Here is a 22,733-nt window from a genome sequence, read left to right as displayed (position 1 = left end):
GCTCAGGAGTGGCCGCGCCCGATGACGGCGTGCCGCACCCCGCCAGCCGGCGCCGCGACATCGCCGTCGAAGCGCGGGATGACGTGCAGGTGGGCGTGGAAGACGGTCTGGCCAGCGGCCGATCCGTCGTTGAACCCGACGTTGTAGCCGTCGGGGTGGTGCTGCTCGTCGAGCCGGGCCTTCAGCAGCGCCACCATCCGGGTCATCCCGGCGAGCTCTCCCTCGGTCGCATCGAACCAGCTGGTGATCCGCCGCTTCGGGATGACGAGCGTGTGACCAGGTGACACCGGGTGTGCATCGAGGATCGCGAAGATGAACTCGTCTTCCGCGACCCACTGCGTGCGTGGTACCAGTTCGAACACGGACGTCGTCGTCATGTTCCCCATCCAACCTCGCCGTGCTTCACTCGGACCATGACCACGACGACCGTCCTCGCCTCCTGTGCCGTGGGAACCGTCGAGTGCCACGACACCGCGTCGATCGACCTGCTCCCCCTGCTCGTCGTCGTCGGGCTCGTCGTCGTGGCGCTGGTCGTGCTGGGGATCGCGCTGCTCGGGCGTCAGCGTCGGTGAAACACGACTCGCGCACGAACCACCAACGACGAAGGGCCCCGGCGGAATCCGCCGGGGCCCTTCATCTGTTCGGTGTCATGCCGTTCAACCGGCACTGTGCGCTCGAAGGGACTCGAACCCCCAACCTTCTGATCCGTAGTCAGATGCTCTATCCATTGAGCTACGAGCGCGTGGCCTTGCGGCCGTGGAAGACTCTACAACAGCTCCGGCCCGGGCGCCAATCGAGGCCGCCCGACCGCTCCACCCGGCGTGTCGCGAGGCGACAGCCGAGCCCCCGACGTCACAGCGCCGCGGCCTCCTCGTCGAAGACCTCGGCCAGGAACACCCGCAGCGCCTGCCACGATCGGCGATCGGCGCGCTCCTGGTATTGGGCGCCGTGGTCGGGCGCGTCGGTCCCGGGCACGGCGAACGCGTGCATGGCCCCGGCGTAGGTGACGACCTGCCAGTCGACGCCGGGCTCGGTGCGCATCTCGTCCTGCCAGGCGTGCACGGCGTCGTCGGGCACGACGGGGTCCGCTCCCCCGGTCAGCACGAGCAACTTCGCCCGGATCGCCGAGGCGTCGGCGGGGTCGTGCGTGATGAGGCCGCCGTGGAACGACACCGCTCCGACCAGGTCCGCGCCGGTGCGTGCGAGCTCGATCGCGGTGGAGCCGCCGAAGCAGTAGCCGATGACGACGATGCGGGCGGGGTCGACGTCGGGGTCCTGTCGCAGCCGCTCGAGTCCGGCGGTCGCACGTGCCCGGAGCAACGGCAGGTCCTGGTAGTACGACCCGGCGACCTGGCCGGCGGTGTCGTCACCGGGCCGAATGCCGGCGCCGTAGATGTCCGCACCGAACGCCACGTAGCCGAGGCGGGCGAGCATCGTCACGCGCGCTTCGACGTGCTCGTTCACGCCGTGCCAGTCGTGCACGACCAGGACGGCCGGGCGGGGTCCGGCCACGGCAGCGTCCTTCGCGAGCACGCCGAGCAGGTCGGTGCCCTCGTGGTCGTAGTGGACGGGCTCGACACGGATGTCGGCGCCGGCGGGTTCGGGAACGGTCTGCAGGACGTCGTCGATGGTGGTCACGTCGTCCGACGCTACGCCGCCGTCCGGCTCAGGCGTCGATGTTGTCCCAGTCCTCAGGACCGCTCGACCCGGCCGGGTACTCGTCGAGCGGCGTCGTGCCGGCCTTCCACGCCTCGAGGAACGGTCCGACGACCTTCCAGCCCTGCACGGCACTGTCACCGCGGACCGACAGCGTCGCATCGCCCTCGAGCACACCGGCCAGGACCTCGCCGTAGGCGCTGAGTCGTCCGGGGTTGAACGTCGTCTCGAGACTCGTGCGGTCGATCGTGTACGGGTCGCCGGGCCCGTTGACGTTCAGCTCGAGCTGCATCTCGTCCGGGGCGATCCAGATCCGGAGCCGGTCCGGGTGGGCGGCACCGGACAGGCCGACGGGCACCTGCGGGGAGTCCTTGAACGTGATGACGATCTCGCGGCGCTGCTTCGCGAGCGCCTTGCCGGAACGCAGCGTGAAGGGGACGCCGGCCCATCGCCAGTTCGCGATCTCGAGGGTCAGCTGGGCGAGGGTCTCGGTGCCGAGCGAGGGGTCGACGCCGTCCTCGTCGGCGTACGACGGCAGCTTGCGGTCGCCGACCGTGCCCGCGGTGTACCGGGCGCGCTTGCCGGCGGCGACGACGTCGCCGCCCCACGGCCGCACGGCGCGCAGCACGAGTTCCTTCTGGGTGCGCAGGTCGTCGGCGTCGATCGACGCCGGTGCCTCCATCGCCACGACGGCCATGACCTGGAGCAGGTGGCTCTGGATCATGTCGGTGAGGGCACCGGCCTTGTCGTAGTAACGCGCACGGCCCTCGAGCCCGAGGGTCTCGTCGTACACGATGTCGACGCGTTCGACGTGCTGCGAGGACAGCAGGGGCTCGATGATGCGGTTCGCGAAGCGGAGTCCGATCAGGTTGAGCACCGTCGAACGGCCGAGGAAGTGGTCGACCCGGTGGATCCGCTCCTCGGGGATGAACGAGTGCAGCAGGTCGTTCAGGTGCTCGGCGCTGGCGGCGTCGGTACCGAACGGCTTCTCGAGCGCCAGGCGGGTGCGCTTCGGCAGGTCGAGGTGGGCGAGCTGTTCGCAGCTCTTCTCGGTCACGGCCGGGGGCAGCGCGAAGTAGATCGCGGGGTCGTGGTCGCAGGCTCCGAGCAGCGCGCGCAGGTCGTCGGCGCTCGTGACGTCGGCCTTGCGGTACGAGGACGCGTCGATCACGGCCTGCAGCCGCTCCGACAGCGACGACTCGCCCTCCGCGCCTTCGTCGCCCTCGTTCTTCGAGGCCTGCGCGTTCTCGAAGGACTCGCGCACCTGCACCTTCCAGTCGGCGTCGGAGAGGTCCTCGACACCCGCCCCGATGAGCTGGACGTCCCAGTCGTCCTTGACCTCGAGCAGGGTCGCGAGACCCGGCAGGAGCAGGCGCTTGGACAGGTCGCCGCTGGCTCCGAGGATGAGCAGGCTGGTCTGGAGGCTCGACATGCCTCCGACCGTACTCATCGGCCCCGGTGGACGGCCGGGCCGCTACGGTGGTGACAGTTCGGCGCGAGGGAGCACCATGAGCAGTGGGTACGAAGGACGACGCCTCCGCGTCGTCGTGATCGGCACCGGCATGATCGCGGGGGTCCACGCCCGCGCGGCCCGGGCCGCCGGTGCCGAGGTGCTCGGGGTGCTCGGCCGGAACGCATCGCGCTCCGAGCAGGTCGCGGCGCAACTCGACCTGCCTCGTGGGTACGCCTCGCTCGACGACGTCATCGCGGACGCCCCCGACGTCGTGCACATCTGCACGCCGAACGACCAGCACCACCCGCAGGCGATGGCGGTCATCGCCGCGGGCATCCACGTGGTGTGCGAGAAGCCCCTCGCGATCGACCCGGCGCAGGCCGCCGAACTCGTCGCCGCGGCGGCGGGTGCCGGTGTCGTCGCCACGGTGCCGTTCGTGTACCGCTACCACCCGATGATCCGTGAGATCCGCGCACGCATCGCCGACGGGGACCTCGGTCGACTGCTCGCCGTGCACGGCCACTACCTGCAGGACTGGATGCTCGACGAGGACGCCTCGAGCTGGCGGGTCGACCCGACCTCGAGCGGGTTGTCCCGCGCGTTCGCCGACATCGGCTCGCACTGGTGCGACCTGGTCGAGTTCGTCACCGGTGAGCGCTTCACCTCGGTGTCCGCGGCGACCGACATCGTCTACCCGACCCGGCCCGCGGCCTCGGGGCCCTCGTTCTCCGGCTCGCCGGACCCCGACCCGGTCGCCGACGCTGCGGAACGGGCCGAGGTCACCACCGAGGACACCGCGGTCGCGACGTTCCGCACCGGCACCGGGCGCATCGGCAACGTGGTGATCTCGCAGGTGGCGTCCGGTCGGAAGAACCGCCTGTGGTTCGAGGTCGACGGCACCCGGGGCAGCGCCGCCTTCGACCAGGAACAGCCCGAGTCCGCGTGGTTCGGCAACGAGCGTGGTGCGCAGATCGTCGTGCGCGACCCGTCGCAGGGGTACCCGGACCAGCGGCGTCTGGCGATCGTGCCGTCCGGGCACCCGCAGGGGTACCTCGACGCCTTCGCCGCGTTCGTCGCCGACACCTACACCGCGGTCCGCACCGGTGTGGCCCCCGACGGCCTGCCGACCTTCGCGGACGGCGCACGTTCCGCCGACATCATCGACGCCGTGATCACCAGCGCGGCCGAGACCACGTGGCGGGAGATCCGGTGAAGCTCGGCATGCTGACGGCCTGCCTGCCCGGCTGGCCCCTCGACCGCATCGCGGACTTCGCCGCCGAGCAGGGGTACGAGCGGCTCGAGGTCGGCGTGTGGCCCGGCACCGGTGGCCGCGACTTCGAGGCGGCGCACCTGCCGGTGGCGACGTTCACCGACGAGGACGCTGCGGCGACCCGTGACCTGCTCGACCGCAACGGCCTCGAGATCTCGGCGCTCGCGTACTACGAGAACAACCTGCACCAGGACCTCGACCGCCGCGAGGAGGTCCGCACCCACCTCAAGCACGCGATCGATGCCGCGCAGGTGCTCGGCGTGCCGTACGTCGGCACGTTCATCGGCCGCGACATGAGCCGCAGCGTCGTCGACAACATGCGGATCGGCGACCGGGTCCTCCCCGAGCTCGTCGACTACGCCGGCGAGCGCGGCGTGCGGTTGATCATCGAGAACTGCGTGATGGAGGGCTGGCACCCGGACGGCTACCCCGGCAACCTGGCGTACTCCCCCGAGCTCTGGGGCTGGGTCACCGGCCTCGGCTTCGGTCTGAACTGGGACCCGTCGCACCTGACCTGGATCGGCATCGACCCGGTCGAGACGATCCTGCCGTTCGCCGAGCACATCGTGCACGCGCAGGCGAAGGACCTCGAGCTGTTCCCCCGGAAGCGCGACGCGTACGGGTTCTTCGGCAAGGTCGACAAGGGTGACGACCCGTGGGACATGGGCTGGTGGCGCTTCCGGGTGCCGGGCCGTGGCGTCGTGGACTGGCCGCACGTCGTCGACCGCCTGTACGAAGCGGGGTTCGACGGCACCCTGTCGGTCGAGCACGAGGACCCGCTCTGGGGCGGCACGGACGAGAAGGTCCTCGAAGGGCTGCGCATCGCCCACCGCACGCTCCGACCCCTCATCGCACAGGACCCCCAGCTCATGTGAACGTCGTGTGACGACTTCGACCCGACACTGGCGGGTCGGCTGTGCGTCCTCATAGGTTCTCCGACGATGAACCTCCACTCCTCTCCGCGCCGCCGACGGCGCATCATCAGCGGCGCGGCCTTCGCCACCGCGGGTGTGCTCGTCGCACTGTCCGTCCCCTCCACCGCCGTCGCCGCCGAGGGCGACACGACGATCGACATCATCGACGTCAACGACTTCCACGGCCGCATCGAGTCCGAGGGCACCGCCGTCGACAAGGCCGCCGGTGCCGCCAAGCTCGCCGGTGTCGTGCAGTCGTACCGCGAGGCCAACCCGAACACGATCTTCGCCAGCGTCGGCGACAACGTCGGTGCCTCGACGTTCACCTCGCTGATCCAGCAGGACGCCCCGACGATCGATGCGCTCAACGCCATGGACCTCGACGTCAGCGCGATCGGCAACCACGAGCTCGACAAGGGCCAGGACGACCTGACCGGGCGCATCGAGGACCGGGCCGACTGGCCCTACGTCTCGGCGAACATCGTCAAGCAGGGCACGACCGACCCCGCGTTCGAGCCGTACTCCATCGTGGAGAAGGGCGGCGTGAAGGTGGGCTTCATCGGCGCGACCACCGAGGACCTCATCCCGGGGCTCGTCAGCCCCGGCGGTGTCGAGGGCCTCGCGATGGCCCCGATCGTCAGCCAGGTCAACAAGTACGCCGACCAGCTCACCGACGGTGTCGACGGCAACGGCGAGGCCGACGTGCTCGTCCTGCTGGTGCACGAGGGTGCTCCCACGAACGCCCTCGCCGACGCGACCGGGTCCGGCGTGTTCGGCACGATCACCTCGGGCGTCTCGTCGAAGGTGTCCGCGATCGTCTCCGCACACACCCACGCGACCTACAACCACCAGATCGCGGGTCCCGACGGTACGACCCGCCCGGTGATCCAGACCGGTTCCTACGGCGTGAACTACGGACACCTGCAGCTCACCGTCGACGCCGACAAGCAGCTCACCGGCATCACGTCCGAGGTCAAGTCGGTCAACGGTGAGAACCGCGTGCCGGCCGATTCCACCTCGGTGGACGCGGTGGCCGACATCGTGACGGCTGCGAAGGCCGTCGCCGACGTCGAGGGCAGCAAGAAGCTCGGCGAGATCACCGGCGACCTGCGTCGTGCGGTGCAGTCGGACCGCACGACCGAGAACCGCGGCGGCGAGTCCGTCCTGGGCAACTACATCGCCGAGGTGCAGCGCTCCGCGACCGAGCGCAACGGCTCGCAGATCGCCTTCATGAACCCCGGCGGGCTGCGCACGGACATGGTCTACGCGTCGAGCGGTGCCGGCGACCCGGACGGCACGGTGACCTACAAGGAGGCCGCGCTCGTCCAGCCGTTCGCGAACACCCTCGTCACCGAGGACATGACCGGCCAGCAGATCAAGGACGCCCTCGAGCAGCAGTGGCAGCCGGACGGCCTGCCGCGTCCGTTCCTCAAGCTCGGCGTCTCGGACGGCTTCGCGTACACCTACGACCCCGCGAAGGGCCGTGGCGAGCGCATCACCGGCATGACCTTGAACGGCGAGTCGATCGCCCTCGACGACACCCTCAAGGTGACGGTCAACTCGTTCCTGTCGACCGGTGGCGACAACTTCGCCGCCTTCGCGACCGGCGCGAACATCGCCGACTCGGGCCAGGTCGACCTGCAGGCGCAGGTCGACTACTTCCTGGCCAACCCGACGGTCACCCCGCCGTCCGACCAGCGTGCCGTCGGCACCACGGTCACGCCGACCCCCGAGGGCGGGTTCCAGCCCGGTGACGAGATCAGCATCGACCTGTCGTCGCTCGTGTTCAGCAGCGACGACCCCGCTGCAGCCGGCACCGTGTCGGTCAGCGCCGGTGACGTCGAGCTCGCCACCGCCGAGATCGACCCGACGATCGTCGACACGAACGACGAGCAGGGTCGTGCGACGCTGACCTTCGCCGTGCCGACCGTCGAGTCGTCGGCCGACGCAGCGACGGTCCGGACGGCTGCCCGTGCCGCCGCGACGACGGACGAGCCGCTCGTCGTCACCCTGCCGGGCGGCCAGACGATCACGCTCGCCGTGACCATCCCGCTCGCCGCGGCCGTCGACCCGACGGACCCGACCGAGCCCACGGACCCGACCGACCCCACGGACCCGGCTGACCCGGGCGCGGGCAACGGGGACGCCCCGGGTGCCGGCAACGGCAACGGCAACGCTCCGGGAACGGACACGGGCACCGGCACGGACCTGGCGGGCGACCCCGCCGACTCCACGAACGCCGGCGGTGACCTCGCCTACACGGGCGCGGACCTGACGGTGCCGGGGATCGCAGCGGGTCTGCTCCTGCTGGCAGGCATCACCGCACTCGTCGCCGTGCGTCGGAAGCGCGCACGGACCGACGCGAGCGTCCAGACGGACTGACACCGCGCCTCCCGTCCGACACGAACGGGCCGTCTCACCACCGTGAGGCGGCCCGTTCCGTCACGCCGGGAGGCACGGATCGCGTCCGGCGCGCACCGCGCGCCGATCCGCTGCCGCGCTCCCTGTCCCATAGCGGCGCTCGCACTGCGGATCCGGGGACCGGCGGGGTACTCTCGGGGCTGTCGCATCGCGACGCGTCGCGCCGGGTCGCCTCTCAGGTCGGCGGTGGTTCCGTTCGACGAGACCCCGCGGCGCGGGTGCCCTCCGCCTCCAGGGAAACGGCGGAGGGCGCCCTCTCCCCCAGCGGCGTCAGCGCGCTCCGGACACCGTCAGCGGAACAGCTGCTCGCCGATGTACGACCCCTTGCGCGGTGCCGGCGGGATCGCGAACACCGCGGACCCGATGTGCGAGATGTACTCGTTCAAGCGGTCCGAGGCGCCGAGCTTCCGCTGCAGCCGGGTGAAGTGCTCCGGGTCGTTCATGTACGCCAGGAACAGCAACCCGGCGTCGAGCTGGCCGTACTCGTTGAGGCCGTCGGTGTAGTTGTACGGACGACGCAGGATCTTCACGCCGCCGTTCGCCTCGTGGGCGGCCAGGGCGATGTGGGACGTCACGTCGATCTTCGCTGCACCGTCCTTCCCCGTGGCCGCGAAGTCCGGCGTCGTGTGCTCGGTCCCACCGGACAACGGTGCGCCCTCGATCTTGGTCCGACCGAACACGCGCTGCTGGTCGCTGACGACGTCGGCGTCCCAGATCTCGATGTTCATCCGGATCTTCCGCACCACCTGGTAGGTGCCGCCGGTCATCCACCCCGCACCGTCGCCCGGGTCGTCGACCCACACGAAGCGGTCGTGGTCCTCGTCCGTCGTGATGTTCCTGGTGCCGTCCTTGAAGCCCATCAGGTTGCGCGGCGTCGTCTGGTGCGGGCCGGCCGACGCGCGACCGAAGCCGAGCACGGTCCACCGCACGGTGGCCGTCCCCCGCGCCATCCGGGCCAGGTCGCGGACCGCGTGATACGCCACCTGCGGGTCGTCGGCGCAGGCCTGCAACGACAGGTCGCCGCCGGTCAGTCCGGCCTGCAGGTTGTCGCTCGGCAGCCGAGGCACGTCGGCGAGATCAGCCGGACGCTTGTCGGCCAGACCGAAGCGCTCGTCGAACACGCCGGGGCCGAACCCCACCGTGACCGTCAGGGACGCCGGGCCGAGGTCGAGCGCCTCACCGGTGTCCGCGCCGACGCCGTCACCGTGCGCGGGCTCGACGCTGCCGACGGTCTTGCCCGCCTGCAGCTGCGCGATCGCCGCGGACCAGCGGGCGAGGAGCACCTGCAGCTCGGTCGCGACGCTGGTGGACAGGTCGAAGGTCATGAAGACGCAGTACCGCTGGGGGGCGGTCTGCACCCCGCCCTGCGGCTGCCGTGCGGCGGTCGCGTAGAACGGGTGGCTCTGGGACAGGTCGATGGACTCGTCACCGTTGGCGGCCGCCGTGAACGGGTTGACCCCCGTCGCGGCCGTCGCGCCGCCGATGCCGACCGCGGCGCCCGCCCCGGCTCCGGCCGCGGCGAGCCCCGCGCCGAACAGCCCGCGCCGGGAGACCCCGGTGCGGGCTGCACGGTCGTCGTCGGGCTGCGTCACGCGGTGGCGACCTTCTCGGCGAGGCGGGACAGCGGGTCCTGCAGGGCCTGGATCTGCTGCGAGATGCGGTTCGCGTCGGACTTCTTGGTGCCTGCGTCCCACGTGTCGAAGCCGCCGAGGTCGTCGGCGTTGCGGTAGCCGTCCATCATCGCGTTCGTCGCGTCGAACTGCTTCGCGATCTGCTTCGTCAGGGTCGGGTCGAGCTTCGTCAGGCCCGGCTTGAGGTACGCGAAGGCCTGACGGGCACCCTCGACGTTGGCGGCGAGGTCGACGAGGTCGATGTGGCTGTACGCCTCTTCCTCACCGGTGACCTTGTTCGACTGGACCTCCTCGAGCAGGCCGGCGGCGCCGTTCGCCAGGTCCTCGGGCTTGTAGTCGAGCGTCGGGACGAGCTTCGCGAGCAGCTGCACGTTCTCGGTCAGGTCGGCCGCGGTCTTCTTGGTCGACGCGGTGATCTCCCCCGCCTGGAACAGGTCCTTCTCGACGGCGTGGAACCCGTTCCAGCCGACGGCCGGGTCGAGGTTCGAGGCGCGCATGTCGATCAGGTAGTCGAGGTTGCCGGCGTTGTCGGTCGCCTTGTGGCCCTTCTTGACGAAGCCGTCGACGTCGCTCTCGACGTGCTCGTAGAACGGTCGGGCGTTCGCGTAGTCGGTCTTCGCGGCGTCGAGGTCGCCGGCGTCGATGTCCTTCTGCAGCAGTTCGACCGCGGTGACCATGTCGGTGACCTGGCCGTCGACGTAGTCGGCGTAGCCCTTCGTGCCCTCGTCGAGCAGGGTGGCGGCGCTGCTGTTCGCGGTCGAGGTGACCTTGCCCGTGACCGTGAAGTCGGTGAGCTCGGTGTCGGCTCCGGGGCAGTACACCTGGTACTCCCCACCGGTCAGGGTCGCGGTGAACTGCACGGCGTCGAGGCCGGGTGCGAGGTTCTCCTTCTCGCCCAGGATCCGCTGGTCCTGCAGCAGTTCGACCTCGGTGATGGCGGTCGAGGACTCGTTCTTCACCGAGAACGTGACCGGCCCGGCGGGGACCTTCGTCTCGGAGACCTTGCACTGGTCCGAGCCGTCGTTCGTCAGGGTGATGGTGACGCGCGAGACCTTCGCGGCGTCGGTGGAGCTGTCGGAGGCACCGTCGGAGCTCGCGCAGCCGGTCAGTGCGAGGGCGGTGACGACGCCGAGGGCGCCGAGGGTGATCAGGGGTCGAACGGGCTTACCGAACGGCATAGTCGTTGCTCCTTGCAGGGTCCCCGGCGGGTGGGCCGCGTGTCGGGACGGTTTCGGGGGTGGGGTTCACGGGTGCCGTCCGACGACGGCGGTCACGGAGCGCGAGCAGCGCCTGGGCGGCAGCTGCGACGCCGAGGGCGATCGGCAACCAGGCCTTCCAGAGCAGCAGCTCGGCAGCCCGCGTGTCCGCGGCCGCCACCGAGGTGGCTGCCTGCTCGACGCGGGAGTCGGGGACGGACCACACGGAGCGGTCCAGGGTCGTGGTGCGAGCGGACGGGAGGCCCCCACCGCTCAGCGTCAGCACGGTGCGTTCATCGCGGGTGGCGTCCAGGACCCCACCACGGACCGTCCAGAGGGTCACGGTGTCGCGCACCGCCCAGCGGGCGGTGAACGGGCCGGGGTTCGTCGACGGCGAGACGCCGACGGGGATCCGGCCGAACAAGTCGACGAGGTCGTCGAGCGTCAGCGTCGCCGGGCGGTCCGCGGCGGTGGCCGACGTGCGGATCCGCCACCGGTCGGCGGCCACGCCCGCGCGGGTCACGCGGCGGTGGGCCGACGTCGGCAACGTGAGCCGTGCCTCCTGGCCGGTGGTGGTGCCGGCGACGCGGAGGACGCCGGACGCACCGTGGACGTCCGCCGAGACGGACGTGGCGTCGCCGCGGACGGTGGCGGAGCCGGGCAGGTCGACGCCGCCCGTCGGGACGGCGATCGCCAGCGCGGCTGCGGCCACCGCGAGGGCTCCGGCGACGGTGGCGCGGACCATCGGGACGCGTGCAGCCGACGGACGCCAGGCGCGGGGCCAGAGCGTCAGGGCGAGGACGGGCACGACGTACAGGACCCAGCCGAGCACCTCGATGACCCGGGGATCCGGCGGGATGCCGAGCACGCCCGTGACGAGCGCACCCTGCACCGACCCGTTCGGGGCGAGCCAGGACAGGTCGACGGTCCGCTGCTGCCCGATGACGATCCACCCGGCCTCGTGCGCGCGCCGGAGCACGGTCAGCACGAGCCCGCCGGCGACGAACACCAGGAAGACGCCGGTGCCGGTGAAGAACTTCGACAGGTTCAGCCGGACGCCGCCGGTGTAGATGCCGTAGCCGATGACGACGGCGCCCGCGATGCCGATGACCGCGCCGAGGGCGGCGAGACCGGTGTCCGACGACGCCTGGAAGGTCGCGAGGAGGAAGACCGCGGTCTCGAAGCCCTCCTTGAGCACGGCGAGGAAGGCCATGCCGGCCAGTGCCCACGCGGTGCCGCGGCCGAGCGCCTCGGTCGCGCTCGCCTCGAGTTCCTTGGTCAGGGTGCGCGCGTGGGTGCGCATCCAGACGATCATGCCGGTGACGAAGACCACGGCGACGATGCCGATGATCGCCTCCATGCCCTCCTGCTGCGCCTGCGGCAGGGCCTGCTCGACGACCTGCAGGCCGAACCCGACGCCGATGCTGAGCACGACGGCGACCCCGACGCCGAACCACATGGGGGCGAGGGGGACACGGTTGCGACGCAGGAACGCGGCGATGATGCCGACGATGAGCGTCGCTTCGAGGCCTTCACGGAGGCCGATGACGAGAGTGGCGAGCATGACGTAGGTGAGGCTAACCTAACCGCCGTTCGGCCCGCCAGTCGTTCGGCGTGGGGTTTGATGGTTCTCATGAACCTGCTGTCCGTCGATGGCCTGGCGTCAGTCACGAACGTGCTCGACCTCGCCGGGGTGTTCGCGTCCGCCCTCCTCGGTGGATCGATCGCCCGCGCGATGGACTTCGACCTGTTCGGGTTCCTGGTCGTCGGCTTCGTCTCGGGGCTCGGCGGCGGCATGCTGCGCGACACCCTGCTGCAGAACGGCCCCCCGGTCGCACTCGTCGACCCGCTCTACGTGCCGGTCGCCCTGGCCGGGGCACTCATCGCCTTCTTCGTGTCGTTCTCCGAGATCACCTGGGACCGGTTGTTCACCGTGCTCGACGCCGCGGTGATCGGGTTCTGGGCGGTGGTCGGGGTGCAGCGCACCTACGACGCCGGCCTGGAGTGGCCCGCCGCGATCATCATGGGCACGATCACCGCGGTCGGCGGCGGCGCGATGCGGGACCTGCTGCTCCGCCGAGTGCCAGCGGTGTTCGGCGGGAACGCGCTGTACGCCACCGTGGCCGTCGCGGCGTCGGTGGTCATGGTCGTCGCGTCCGCCCTCGGGTCGCCGTCGATCGGGATCGTGGCCGCGATCGCGCTGTCGCTCGGTCTGCGCTGGGGTGCGGTCCGCCGCGGCTGGGGACTGCCCAACGGTCGTGATTGGCAGCCGAAGTCGACGCTCGGCTCGCTGCTGCGGCGCGGGCGGAGCCTGCGACCCGACGCACTCCGGCTGCTCCGACGCCCCGGACGGCGCACGGGAGCGGGCAGTGTCCGCGAAGAACACGACACGGCAACGGATTCCTCGTTCGACGACTGAGGGGTGTCATCTGTCAGTGCTCCGGCGTAGCATCCCTACCGTCGGGTATCGACCCGGCTCATGTCGTCCGCACCGAACCGACGCGACCCGAACGCGGCGGTTCCGCGCAGACGTGGTGATGGGGGCTTCGCTGATGCCGCGCGTGATCAGACGCGCGGCGCGGCAGGTCTCCCACCCCAAGCTCGCCCGCCCCCAGCTCGCCCGCCCGGGTTCCAGCCCCGGTGCCCCGCCCCGGCAGGAACGATGAACGACGACGTCTCCGACTCCCCCACGCCGCGGACACCACGGGCCGAGGTCCGAGAACGTCTCCTCATCGCCGGCGCTGCCGTCTTCGCCGAACAGGGCGTGCACGGAGCCCGTCTCGACGAGGTCGCCGCACGCGCCGGGTTCAGCAAGGGCGCGGTCTACTCGAACTTCTCGTCGAAGGAGGACCTGCTCGCGCAGGTCATGCAGCGCGGGACGAACCTGGTGCTCGGGTCGCTGCAGGAGCTCATCCGTGCCGACATCGCCGCGGCGGACATCGCGGACGTCGTGCGGGCAGCCTTCGGACGGCACGACCAGCGCGCGCAGTTCGCCCTGCTGTCGGAGTTCCGCGCCTACGCGATCCGACACACCGATCTGCTGCCCGAGTTCGTGCGGCAGCGACGGGTGCTGCAGGACGGCGTGCACGAGCTGGTGCGACTGTGGTTCGGGGCGCACCCGGAGGTCGACGCCGGCATGCCGCTCGACGCCTTCGCCACGGCGCTCGTCGCCGCCAACGTCGGGGTCGTGTTCGACGGGCCCGCGCTGCCGGGGGTCGACCCCGGCGAGGTCATCGCCGCCCTGGTCGAGGCGGTCGTCCGCCGCCGCTGACCGAGCGGCGGCGCACGGCGCGGCGGCATGGCGCTCTGGCATGGTGCTGCGGCGTGGTGCGGCGTTGACCACTCGGTGCGAGCTTGTTGCGCCGCACCGAGTGGCCAACCTCGCACCAGCCGAGACTCCGGGGTCAGGCGGGGTCAGGCAGGGCGACGGGAGCGCCGACGGCCCTCGTGCGACCACGCGGACGACGGCAGCAGGCTCGGCGGCAGCAGGCGCGACCGCAGCACCCGTCCACCGGAGACCGAGGCGTCGAGGGCCTCCCGCGCCTGCTGCACGTGCTGCACGAGCGCCTCGCCGTCGACCGCTGCGACCCCGCCGGCCGCGAACCGTTCGTGGTCGACGGCGTCGACCACGGCGTCGAGGTGCGGGAGCGCCGAGGCTGGCAGCACCGGACGGAGGCGTCCGAGGACGGCCCGGGCGGTCCGGGCCGCAGCCCCTGCGTCACCGGGTGGCGCCAGCCCGGGGGCGTAGCCGTGGTCGGCGACGTCGTCGAGGGCCTCACGCCAGGCGTTCACCGCGGGTGAGCGACCAGCGGCGACGGCGGACAACCGCGACCGCCGACGGAGCGCTCGGACGAGTCCGGGGGCGATGAGCAACGCGAGCACGAGCGCCGCGCCGAGCAGCAGGCCGGCCGGACCGCTGCCGCCCGAGGCACCGGCCGCACCGGGCTGCGCCGACGCCGAGGGGGTCGGCGTCGCCGAGGACTCGGCAGGTGCGGACTGCTCGGGCGCGGGCAGCGGGGACTCGGGCGTGGCGGCGGTCGGGGTCTCCGTGGGTTCGGTCGAGGGCTGCGCTGCCGCGTCGGAGTCCGGCGTGGGCTCGAACGCGACCCAGCCGGCCCCCTTGATGTACAGCTCGGGCCAGGAGTGCAGCTGCCGGTTCGACACCGCGTACTCACCGTCGGGCTGCGCCGCCCCGGCCCGGTACCCCACCGCGATGCGGGACGGGATGCCGAGCGTCCGGGCCATCACGGCCATCGCCGACGAGAAGTGCACGCAGTAGCCCTCGCGCACCTGCAGGAAGGTCGAGACGACGTCCATGCTGTCGCCGTCGTAGCCCTGCTCGACGGGGGCCGTCTCGGAGTAGGTGAACAGGTCGCTGCGGAACCACTGCTCGAGGGCGCGGGCCTGGGCGTAGTCATCGGACGCGGCCCCGGCCACCCGCTCCGCGGTCGACGTGATGTTCGCGGGCAGGTCCTTCGGCAGCGTCAGGTCGGTCTGCAGCTGGTCGCCGCTCGGCTCGCGGAACCCCCGGCCGTCGGCACGGGACAGGACACCCGAGGCCGCGACGGCGTCGAGGTACGCGTTCGCGAAGGTCGAGGCACCGTAGACCTCGTACGTCGCACCGCGCGGCGTGGCCGGACCGGTCGACCGCACGGTGCTCGAGGACCCCATCCAGCGCCACTGCGACAGGTCGAGGTTGGTGGAACGCGACTCGATCGACACCGCCCCGGACGGCACCGGTAGGTACGTGCTCGACAGCCCGGTGATCCGGACCGTGACGTCGCCGCGGGTCGCCAGGCGGGGGTTCACGCCCTCGGCCCACTGCTGTTGGTCGGCGGTGTCGGCCTCGGCGGCGTTCGTCACCGTCGGCACCCAGTCCCCGGTGCCGAACTCGTCCAGGTCGGCGAGCTTGAGGTACTCGGGCTGGCCGTCGGACGACCGGTAGCGGAGCACCTCGAGTTCGCTCGGCTGCCGCAGGTCGTTGCCGAGCTCGAGCAGGGTGCCGGGTCGCCCGGGTTGGATCGGCGACTGGATGGCCCCGGTGACGCCGGACAGCCAGCTCGCGTTGAGCGGCACGATCGCGGGCAGGCCGATCGCGACGACGAGCCCGATCGCACCGACGACCGCGGCCGGGACCGCACGCTGCACGGGTCGGACCGACAGCCACAGCAGGGCGAGGAAGGCGACGGCCGTGGTGATCACGAGTGCGGTGCCCGCCGGCTGTCCGGTGATGATCCCCGGGACGATGAGGATGACGAGTGCCGGCGCGGCGGCGAGCGACGGGATCCGGGCGATCGCGGCGAGGAACAACGAGACGCCCGCCACCCAGGCGATCGACACGGTCACGACCAGTCGGATCGCGTCGGTCTGCGGCAGCGGCGCGGGGTTCAGGCGGATGGCGGCGAGCGTCTCGCCCAGCGCTCCGTCGGCGTCGAGCCAGCCGAGGGGTTGCACGTCGTTGACCAGGGCGGCGGCGCACGAGCACAGCACGAGGGTGGCGACGAGTGCCACGAACCGGACCCCGGGGGCCCGGCGACGCACCGCGAGCATGACGGCCACGAGCACCGCGACGACCACGACGCCGGACACCCACCAGGCGGTGCCCTGCACGAGCGGGCGGATCGCGAGCGCGGCGATGAGCACGGGCACCGGGGCGAGCGCGACGACCCAGGTGCTCGGGGTGTCACGGGTGTCGTCGTCGCGGTCCAGGACCTCACGCACGTCGACGGGCCGACGCGACGACGCAGCGGTGCCGCTCACCGTGCGGCTCCGGACGCGGTCGCCCCGGCGACCGGTACCACGAGGGTGCGCCAACCACCGCGGTCGAGGATCCCGCGGACCACCGGGTCCGGCGGCACGATCGTCGCCATGATCCCGCGGCTCGATCCGCTCGTCGCCGTCACGAGTTCAGCCGCTTGCTCGGCGGTGCAGTTGCCGGTGACCACCGCGGTCATGCCGTGCACGTCCCGCCCACGCACCTCGGGCAGGACATCGGTGACCGGACGAGCGTCGCTGCGGAGCCGGACGTCCGCGAGTCCGACGAGCACGTCGGTGAGGCCGCCGACGTCACCGGCGTGCCGGGTGCTGCCGGACGGCCCGTCGCTCACGAGCACGACGCGCGAGGTCCGGGCGGCGAGGGCGCGGGCGACACTGGCGGCGACGACGACGGCGTGCTCGAAGGCCTGGTCACCGCCCAGGTCGGAGAGCTCCGCCAGGTCCTCACGCCCGAGGCCCTGGTAGGACTCGCGCCGGACGTCGAGCGCGATGACGGCCTCGGGTGGTTGCGCCTGCGTGGTCTGCCGGACGTGCAGTTCGCCGCGGCGAGCACTCTGCGCCCAGTGCACCCGACGGATCGGGTCGCCGGGACGGTACGGCCGGAGTTCGCTGTCGTCGGCGGACCCGCCCTGCCCGACCCGTCCTTCGTCGGCGGAGACGGCCCCGGCGAGGGCGCCGGTGTCGATCGCGGCGAGGGGTGCGCTCGCGGGGACGACGACGACCTCTTCTGCCGGCACCACCGGGCGGTCGATGCGGAGCAGGCCGAAGGGGTCTTCGACCCGGATGGTGACGGGTCCGACGAGCGTGCGGCCGCGGTGCATCGCGAGCGCCTCGACGTCGAGCACCGCTGGCGGCAGGCCCGGGCCGACGAGCGCGTAGGTCTCCGCCTCGGACGCACTGGCGAAGGCGTCCTCGAGCTGTTCGCGGACGAGCAGGGTCGACCGCGGGCCGATCGGCAGGCTGGTGCTGCCGAGGGTGATCCGCTCGCGGTACACCTCGCCGACCTGCACGATCGCGCGGGCCGTGCTCCGGCTGCCCCGGAGCGGCGCGGCGACCACGAACGCCATCACGATGCCGAGCACGACGAGCACGAGCAGCAGCAGCCCGGCCGAGACGGCGACGCTGGTGGTGCCCACGAGCCCGCCCCCGATCAGCCCGATGCCGATCGCGATGACGGTCCAGCCGCGCACGGTCGGACGGGGGAACGGCGTGCGCCGGAGCAGGGACAGCCCGCGGCGGCCGAAGCGCCCGAGCGTCGAGCGCGCGGCACCGGTGCGCCGCAGCAGCGACGACGGTGCCGATCGGCCGGGCATCAGGAGCGGACGGGGGTCGCCGTGAACGGCACGGCGGTGTCGGAGACGATGCGGACGACGATCTCGCGCACGGTGTCCTCGCCCGTGCCACCGAGTCCGCGCGCCACCGGCACGAGCCGGTGGGCGAGCACGATCGGTGCCAGCGCGGCGACGTCGTCCGGCGTGACGAACGGCCGGCCGAGCAACGCCGCGTGGGCACGGGCAGCCTGGGCCAGGTGCAGCGTGGCGCGGGGGCTGGCGCCGAGCACCAGGTCGGGGTGGGTGCGGGTGGAGCGGACGATCGCGATGACGTACGCCTCGACGTCGGGGGCGATGTGGACGTTCGCCACGGCCTCGATGATCCCGCGCAGCGTGGTCACGTCGACGATCGGTCGCAGGTGCGACAGCGGGTCGCCGCCGCCGCGGTTCGCGAGCATCTGCCGTTCGGCGTCGACGCTCGGGTACCCCATCGTGATGCGCGCCATGAAACGGTCACGCTGGGCCTCGGGCAACGGGTAGGTGCCCTCCATGTCGATCGGGTTCTGCGTCGCCACGATCATGAAGGGGCGGTCGAGCAGCCGGGTCACGCCGTCGACCGTGACCTGCGACTCGGCCATCGCCTCGAGCAGGGCGGACTGGGTCTTCGGGCTGGTGCGGTTGATCTCGTCACCGATGACGACGTTCGCGAACACCGGCCCCGGTGAGAACCGGAACGTGCCCGAGGACTGGTCGAAGATGTTCACCCCGGTGACGTCCGACGGCAGCATGTCGGACGTGAACTGGATGCGGTTCACCGAGCCGCCCACCGAGGCGCCGAGTGCCTTCGCCAGGACCGTCTTGCCGACGCCAGGGACGTCCTCGACGAGCAGGTGTCCCTCGGCCAGCATCACGGTGAGGGCGGTGCGGATCGCCTCGGTCTTGCCGTCGATCACCGTGGAGACGGACGCGACGATGGCGTCGCCGACCTCTCGGATGCGCTCGAGGGGGAAGGCGGGGTCGGTCGGCTCCGGCACGCAGGGCTCCTCGTCTCGGGACAGGTGTCGTGCATGCTACATCGGTCCGGTGACAGCGCCCGGTGGGCGTGTCACGCATGCGCACTGGACGGGAGGCCCGTGGGACGTGCGCCGATCAGCGCACGTCCCACGGGCCTCCCGTCCGGATCACGTGGTGCGTCTCAGACGCGACTCACGCGCGCGTCGTGAGCGCCGTGTCGGCTGCGAGCAGGACCTTCGCGGCGACCGCGACCCCTTCTTCGCGACCGAGCTCGGTGTCCTCGTGCTCGATGTTGACCCACATGTCCGGGTCCACCTCGCGCAGGGCCTCGAGGAACGCCGACCAGTACGCCTCGTCGTGGCCCTTGCCGAGCGCGACGAAGTCCCACGCGGACGGCTTCGGCCACTCGTTGGCCCACTCGTCGCCACCGAGGTTCGTGCGCGGCTCGTCCGGCGACAGCCGACGGAACGAGTTGTCGAGCACGCCGTTGATCGCCGCGTGCGGGTTGATCCGGACGTCCTTCGCGGCGGCGTGGAAGACCAGGTCGCCGAGGTCGCGGACGACCGCCACCGGGTCCATCTGCTGCCAGAACAGGTGACTCGCGTCGAGTTCGACGCCGGTGTTCGTCAGGCCACCACGTTCTACGAGCTCGCGGATCGTCGCCGGGTTGAACACCACGTTCTGCGGGTGCAGCTCGAGCGCCACCTTGACCCCGTGCTCCCGCGCCAGGGCGTCGATCTCCTGCCAGAACGGCACGGCGACGCTCCACTGGTACTCGATGACGTCGAGCGCGGCGGAGTTCCAGGCGTTCACGATCCAGTTCGGTCGGGCGCCGCCGGGCTCGCCCGCCGGCAGCCCGGACATCGTGACGACGCGGTCCTGCCCGAGGCGGGCGGCGAGGCGGATGCTGCGCCGGATGTCCTCCGCGTGGGCCTGGCCGATCGCTCGGTTCGGGTGCAGCGGGTTGCCGTTGCAGTTCAGGCCGGCGATGGACACCCCGGTGCCCTCGAACCGGGCGAGGAAGGCGTCACGTGCTGCGTCGTCCTCGAGGATCGCGTCGATGTCCGGCACGTGCACCGGCGGCAGGAACCCGCCGGTGTTCAGCTCGATGCCGGTCAGGCCGTTGCCCGCGATGGCCGTCAGTGCCTCGGCGAGCGGTCGGTCGTGGAAGATCGCGTTGTACAGGCCGAGCTTCATGCGTGCGCTCCTTCGGTGGTGCGGACGGACGGCACGTCGAGGGAGGCCCCACCGGCCCCGGCGGACCGTGCCACCGCGTCGAGGATCTCCATGTTGTGCACGCCGTCGTCGAACGTGGCGTTGGCCGGCAGCGGGTCGGCGACGCCGGCGACCTCGTCGAGGAACGCGCGTGCCTGGTACTCGAACATCTGGTTCTGTCCCCAGCCGACACCCGGCGCGTCCATCGCCATGCCACCGGCGACGTAGGGGTGGTCCGGGCCGAGGACGACCTGGCGGTAGCCACCGAGGCGGGAGCCGTCGGACTGCAGCGCGAGGCCGATCTCCGAGGCGCGCTCCTGGTCCCAGCGCGCTGCACCGTTCTCGCAGAAGACCTCGATGACCAGGCCGTTCGGGTGCGCCGTGGCGACCCGGGACACCTCGAGCGAGCCCACCACGGAGCCGTCGCCGAAGCGTGCGTTGAAGGTGGCGTAGTCGTCGTTCTCGACGTCGGCGAACTCACCGGTCAGCGGGACGGCCTGGCCGCGCAGGGCGAACCCGGCGGCGATCGGGCGCTTCGTGATCGCGGTGGTGAACATGCCGCCGTTGACGCTCTGCACCTCGCCGGCCAGGAACTCGGCGACGTACGCCAGGTGCGAGCCGACGTCGGCGAGGGCTCCGGTGCCGGGGGCACCCGCGAAGCGCCACGAGAAGGGCACGTCGGGCGACGAGCCGTAGTCGGTCCAGTAGCGGGCGGAGACGTACAGGACGCGGCCGAGCGTGCCGTCCTCGACGAGCTGCTTGATCGCGGCGAGGCCCGGGGCGCGGCGGTAGGTGAAGCCGACGCGGGCGACGAGCCCGCGCTGCGATGCCTCGGTGGCCGCGGTGGCCATCGCCCGTGCGTCCTCGAGCGAGTCCGACAGCGGCTTCTCGCACAGGACGTGCTTGCCGGCGGCCAGCAGCCCCTCGACGATCTCGCGGTGGAGCTTGTTCGCGACGACGACGCTCACGACGTCGATGTCGTCGGCCTCGGCGATGGCTCGCCAGTCCGTGTCGTGGCGGGCGTAGCCGAACCGCTGTGCAGCCTCGGCCGCCAACGGCTCGTACACGTCGCCGATCGACACGAGCCGCACGGGCGGCAGCGTCGGGGCGAAGAGTGAGGGTGCGTTCCGCCACGCGGCCATGTGGGCCTTGCCCGCCATGCCCGCCCCGATGACGGCGACGCCGATGCTGTCGCTCATGGTTCTCTCCTTCGAGAAGTCCGGTGCCGATTCTGGAACGTTCCAGAACGTGTCGGTAGACTGTAGCCCGACCACCCCATGTCCTGTCAAGGAGCCGCGTGTCACGACCCCCGACGATCATCGACGTCGCGACCCGTGCCGGCGTCTCGAAGTCACTCGTCTCGATGGTGCTCCGCGACGACCCGGGCGTCTCCGACGCACGCCGCTCGGCCGTGCTCGCGGCCGCCGCCGAGCTCGGCTACCGCCCCAACCGCGCCGCCGCGATCCTCGCCGGCACCCGGACCCGCACCGTCGGCGTCATCGTCGACGACTTCCGCAACCCGTGGTTCGTCCCCCTGCTCGACGGCATCCGCGACGCGCTCGCACCGCACGGCCTGCGGCTCACCCTCGCGGACACCCGTGCGAACGCCCACCTCGACTCCTCGCCGTTCGACGACCTCGTCTCACTGCGGGTCGACGGCGTCGTCCTCGCCGCCGAGGGCTTCCCCGACCTCGTCGTGCCGGCCGACACCCCCGTCGTCGTCGCCGGCGCCCGCGCGGACGTGCCCGGCGGACTCGACGTCGTCGCCTCGGACGAGGCCGCCGGCGGCCGGTTGGCAGCGGATCACCTGATCGGGCTCGGTCACCGCCGCATCGTCCACGTCACCGGTTCGGGAGGCCCGGCTGCGGTCCGCCGCGAGAGCACCGTCGCGCGGATGGTCGCGTCCGGCATCGCGCCGCTGGTCTACGGCGACGGCCCGACGTCCGAGACGACCGGGTACGAGGGCACCCGCCGCGCACTGCGGGACCACCCGGACCTGACGGCGGTGTTCGCCGCGAACGACGTCATGGCGATGGGCGCGATCGCCGCCGTGCGCGAAGCCGGACTCCGGGTCCCCGAGGACGTCTCGGTCGTCGGCAACGACGAGACCCCACTCGCCGCCTCACCACTGCTGCGCCTGACCACGGTCGACCCGCACAACGACGAGGTCGGGCGGCTCGCGGCGAACCGGCTCGTGGAGCTCGTCGGCGCGGCCGAACGACCCGCTCCGAGCCGGGTCCTGGTGCCGCCGTCGCTCGTCGTGCGGTCCACGACGGCGCCGCCGCGGGCCTGAGCCGCCACCACCCCGCGACCGCAGCGCGCGGGGCGGCGGTGATCCGGGCCTCCCGGCCGACGGATCAGACCGTGGCACCCTCGAGCCGGTCGACCGCGACCGCGAGTTCCTCGAGTTCCGGGACCTCGCGCGCTTCGGCGAGCGCCCCCTCGAGCGCAGCGGCGTGGATCGGCGTGGCCGCATCCAGCAGCCGCTGACCGGCGTGGGTGAGCTCGGTGTAGAGCCCGCGGCGGTCGTCGGCGCAGAGCACGCGGGTGAGCAGCGCACGTTCCTCGAGTCGGTTGACCAGCCGGGTCGTGGCACTCGGGCTGAGGGCAGCTGCGCGGGCGAGCTGCTGCATGCGCATGTGGAAGCCGTCCTGCCGGCGCAGCGCATCGAGCACGGTGTACTCGACCACGGACAGGTCGACGTCGCGCAGCGCGCGCTCGAGTCGGGTCTCGATCAGGCCGTGCAGTGCCGCCAGGGTGCGCCAGCCGTGGGCACGGACAGCGGTGGAGGTGTCGTCGACGGACATCGGGCTCCTTCTGGTCGGCTGCGCGGTCGGTCGCTGCGGTCGGTCGCCGCGGTCGTTGCGGGCGCGTGAAGTTGCTTGCGCGGATACCCCGCGTGTGCAACTATCGATAC

General features: G+C 71.8%; 19 protein-coding genes and 1 tRNA gene. 7 read left to right on the top strand and 13 right to left on the bottom strand.

Features of this window, described 5'->3' with window-relative positions; all coding sequences use genetic code 11:
- Positions 1-2: 2 nt before the first annotated feature.
- Positions 3-377 (bottom strand): HIT family protein, encoded by a 375-nt coding sequence (locus EDF48_RS13335; RefSeq protein ID WP_243698105.1) that lies wholly within the window; start codon positions 375-377, stop codon positions 3-5.
- Between the two features lie 36 nt (positions 378-413).
- On the opposite strand from EDF48_RS13335, the gene EDF48_RS19145 reads away from it, so the two are divergent.
- Positions 414-572, top strand: a complete 159-nt coding sequence (locus EDF48_RS19145; protein WP_159572282.1) for a hypothetical protein — start codon at positions 414-416, stop codon at positions 570-572.
- Between the two features lie 97 nt (positions 573-669).
- On the opposite strand, the gene EDF48_RS13330 is transcribed toward EDF48_RS19145, so the two are convergent.
- The 3 genes from EDF48_RS13330 to EDF48_RS13320 form a co-directional block, all read right to left on the bottom strand.
- Positions 670-742: transfer RNA gene (locus tag EDF48_RS13330), tRNA-Arg, on the bottom strand.
- A 110-nt stretch (positions 743-852) separates the two neighbouring features.
- Positions 853-1,638 (bottom strand): dienelactone hydrolase family protein, encoded by a 786-nt coding sequence (locus EDF48_RS13325; RefSeq protein ID WP_131880546.1) that lies wholly within the window; start codon positions 1,636-1,638, stop codon positions 853-855.
- Between the two features lie 28 nt (positions 1,639-1,666).
- Positions 1,667-3,088 (bottom strand): glucose-6-phosphate dehydrogenase, encoded by a 1,422-nt coding sequence (locus tag EDF48_RS13320; protein ID WP_131880544.1) that lies wholly within the window; start codon positions 3,086-3,088, stop codon positions 1,667-1,669.
- A gap of 76 nt (positions 3,089-3,164) precedes the next feature.
- On the opposite strand from EDF48_RS13320, the gene EDF48_RS13315 reads away from it, so the two are divergent.
- From EDF48_RS13315 to EDF48_RS13305, 3 genes are all read left to right on the top strand, one after another.
- Positions 3,165-4,322, top strand: a complete 1,158-nt coding sequence (locus EDF48_RS13315) for a Gfo/Idh/MocA family oxidoreductase (RefSeq protein WP_165932395.1) — start codon at positions 3,165-3,167, stop codon at positions 4,320-4,322.
- Positions 4,319-5,254, top strand: coding sequence for a sugar phosphate isomerase/epimerase (locus EDF48_RS13310; RefSeq protein WP_131880542.1), 936 nt, complete (start codon positions 4,319-4,321; stop codon positions 5,252-5,254). Before EDF48_RS13315 ends, EDF48_RS13310 begins: the two co-directional genes overlap by 4 nt.
- A gap of 66 nt (positions 5,255-5,320) precedes the next feature.
- On the top strand, positions 5,321-7,675 hold the full coding sequence (locus EDF48_RS13305) for a bifunctional UDP-sugar hydrolase/5'-nucleotidase (RefSeq protein WP_131880540.1): 2,355 nt from the start codon (positions 5,321-5,323) through the stop codon (positions 7,673-7,675).
- Between the two features lie 329 nt (positions 7,676-8,004).
- On the opposite strand, the gene efeB is transcribed toward EDF48_RS13305, so the two are convergent.
- The 3 genes from efeB to efeU are packed head-to-tail and all read right to left on the bottom strand — an operon-like array spanning position 8,005 to position 12,105.
- A complete protein-coding gene (gene efeB, locus EDF48_RS13300; RefSeq protein ID WP_131880538.1) occupies positions 8,005-9,306 on the bottom strand; it encodes an iron uptake transporter deferrochelatase/peroxidase subunit in 1,302 nt (433 codons plus the stop codon).
- Positions 9,303-10,523: an iron uptake system protein EfeO gene (efeO, locus tag EDF48_RS13295; protein ID WP_131880536.1), complete on the bottom strand. Its 1,221-nt coding sequence runs from the start codon at positions 10,521-10,523 to the stop codon at positions 9,303-9,305. The genes efeB and efeO overlap by 4 nt, the downstream gene beginning before the upstream one ends.
- Positions 10,510-12,105 (bottom strand): iron uptake transporter permease EfeU, encoded by a 1,596-nt coding sequence (gene efeU, locus EDF48_RS13290; RefSeq protein WP_131880534.1) that lies wholly within the window; start codon positions 12,103-12,105, stop codon positions 10,510-10,512. Before efeU ends, efeO begins: the two co-directional genes overlap by 14 nt.
- A gap of 69 nt (positions 12,106-12,174) precedes the next feature.
- Here efeU and EDF48_RS13285 point away from each other — a divergent pair, with 69 nt between their 5' ends.
- Entirely contained in the window at positions 12,175-12,960 is a 786-nt protein-coding gene (locus EDF48_RS13285) for a trimeric intracellular cation channel family protein (protein ID WP_123291876.1), read from the top strand.
- A gap of 243 nt (positions 12,961-13,203) precedes the next feature.
- Entirely contained in the window at positions 13,204-13,812 is a 609-nt protein-coding gene (locus EDF48_RS13280; protein WP_159573171.1) for a TetR/AcrR family transcriptional regulator, read from the top strand.
- Between the two features lie 143 nt (positions 13,813-13,955).
- Here the strand turns inward: EDF48_RS13280 and EDF48_RS13275 are convergent, their stop codons facing one another.
- From EDF48_RS13275 to EDF48_RS13255, 5 genes are all read right to left on the bottom strand, one after another.
- On the bottom strand, positions 13,956-16,301 hold the full coding sequence (locus EDF48_RS13275; protein ID WP_131880530.1) for a DUF3488 and transglutaminase-like domain-containing protein: 2,346 nt from the start codon (positions 16,299-16,301) through the stop codon (positions 13,956-13,958).
- Positions 16,298-17,629, bottom strand: a complete 1,332-nt coding sequence (locus EDF48_RS13270) for a DUF58 domain-containing protein (protein WP_131880528.1) — start codon at positions 17,627-17,629, stop codon at positions 16,298-16,300. The genes EDF48_RS13275 and EDF48_RS13270 overlap by 4 nt, the downstream gene beginning before the upstream one ends.
- Positions 17,629-18,621, bottom strand: coding sequence for a MoxR family ATPase (locus EDF48_RS13265; protein WP_235035938.1), 993 nt, complete (start codon positions 18,619-18,621; stop codon positions 17,629-17,631). Before EDF48_RS13265 ends, EDF48_RS13270 begins: the two co-directional genes overlap by 1 nt.
- 172 nt (positions 18,622-18,793) lie before the next feature.
- Complete coding sequence (locus EDF48_RS13260) at positions 18,794-19,798, bottom strand: sugar phosphate isomerase/epimerase (protein WP_131880526.1); 1,005 nt, start codon at positions 19,796-19,798, stop codon at positions 18,794-18,796.
- Entirely contained in the window at positions 19,795-21,015 is a 1,221-nt protein-coding gene (locus tag EDF48_RS13255) for a Gfo/Idh/MocA family oxidoreductase (protein ID WP_131880524.1), read from the bottom strand. Before EDF48_RS13255 ends, EDF48_RS13260 begins: the two co-directional genes overlap by 4 nt.
- Positions 21,016-21,113: 98 nt before the next feature.
- Between EDF48_RS13255 and EDF48_RS13250 the strand changes: the two genes are divergently transcribed.
- Entirely contained in the window at positions 21,114-22,109 is a 996-nt protein-coding gene (locus EDF48_RS13250; protein WP_131880522.1) for a LacI family DNA-binding transcriptional regulator, read from the top strand.
- Positions 22,110-22,173: 64 nt separating this feature from the next.
- Here EDF48_RS13250 and EDF48_RS13245 read toward each other — a convergent pair whose 3' ends face one another.
- Positions 22,174-22,623, bottom strand: a complete 450-nt coding sequence (locus EDF48_RS13245) for a MarR family transcriptional regulator (protein ID WP_111084650.1) — start codon at positions 22,621-22,623, stop codon at positions 22,174-22,176.
- Between the last annotated feature and the right edge of the window lie 110 nt (positions 22,624-22,733).

Origin of the sequence: Curtobacterium sp. PhB191 (assembly GCF_004346515.1) — a bacterium.
In the GTDB taxonomy this organism is placed as follows: Bacteria; Actinomycetota; Actinomycetes; order Actinomycetales; family Microbacteriaceae; genus Curtobacterium.
Note: the sequence above shows the minus strand (reverse complement) of the source record. Positions and strands in the feature narration are given on the sequence as shown.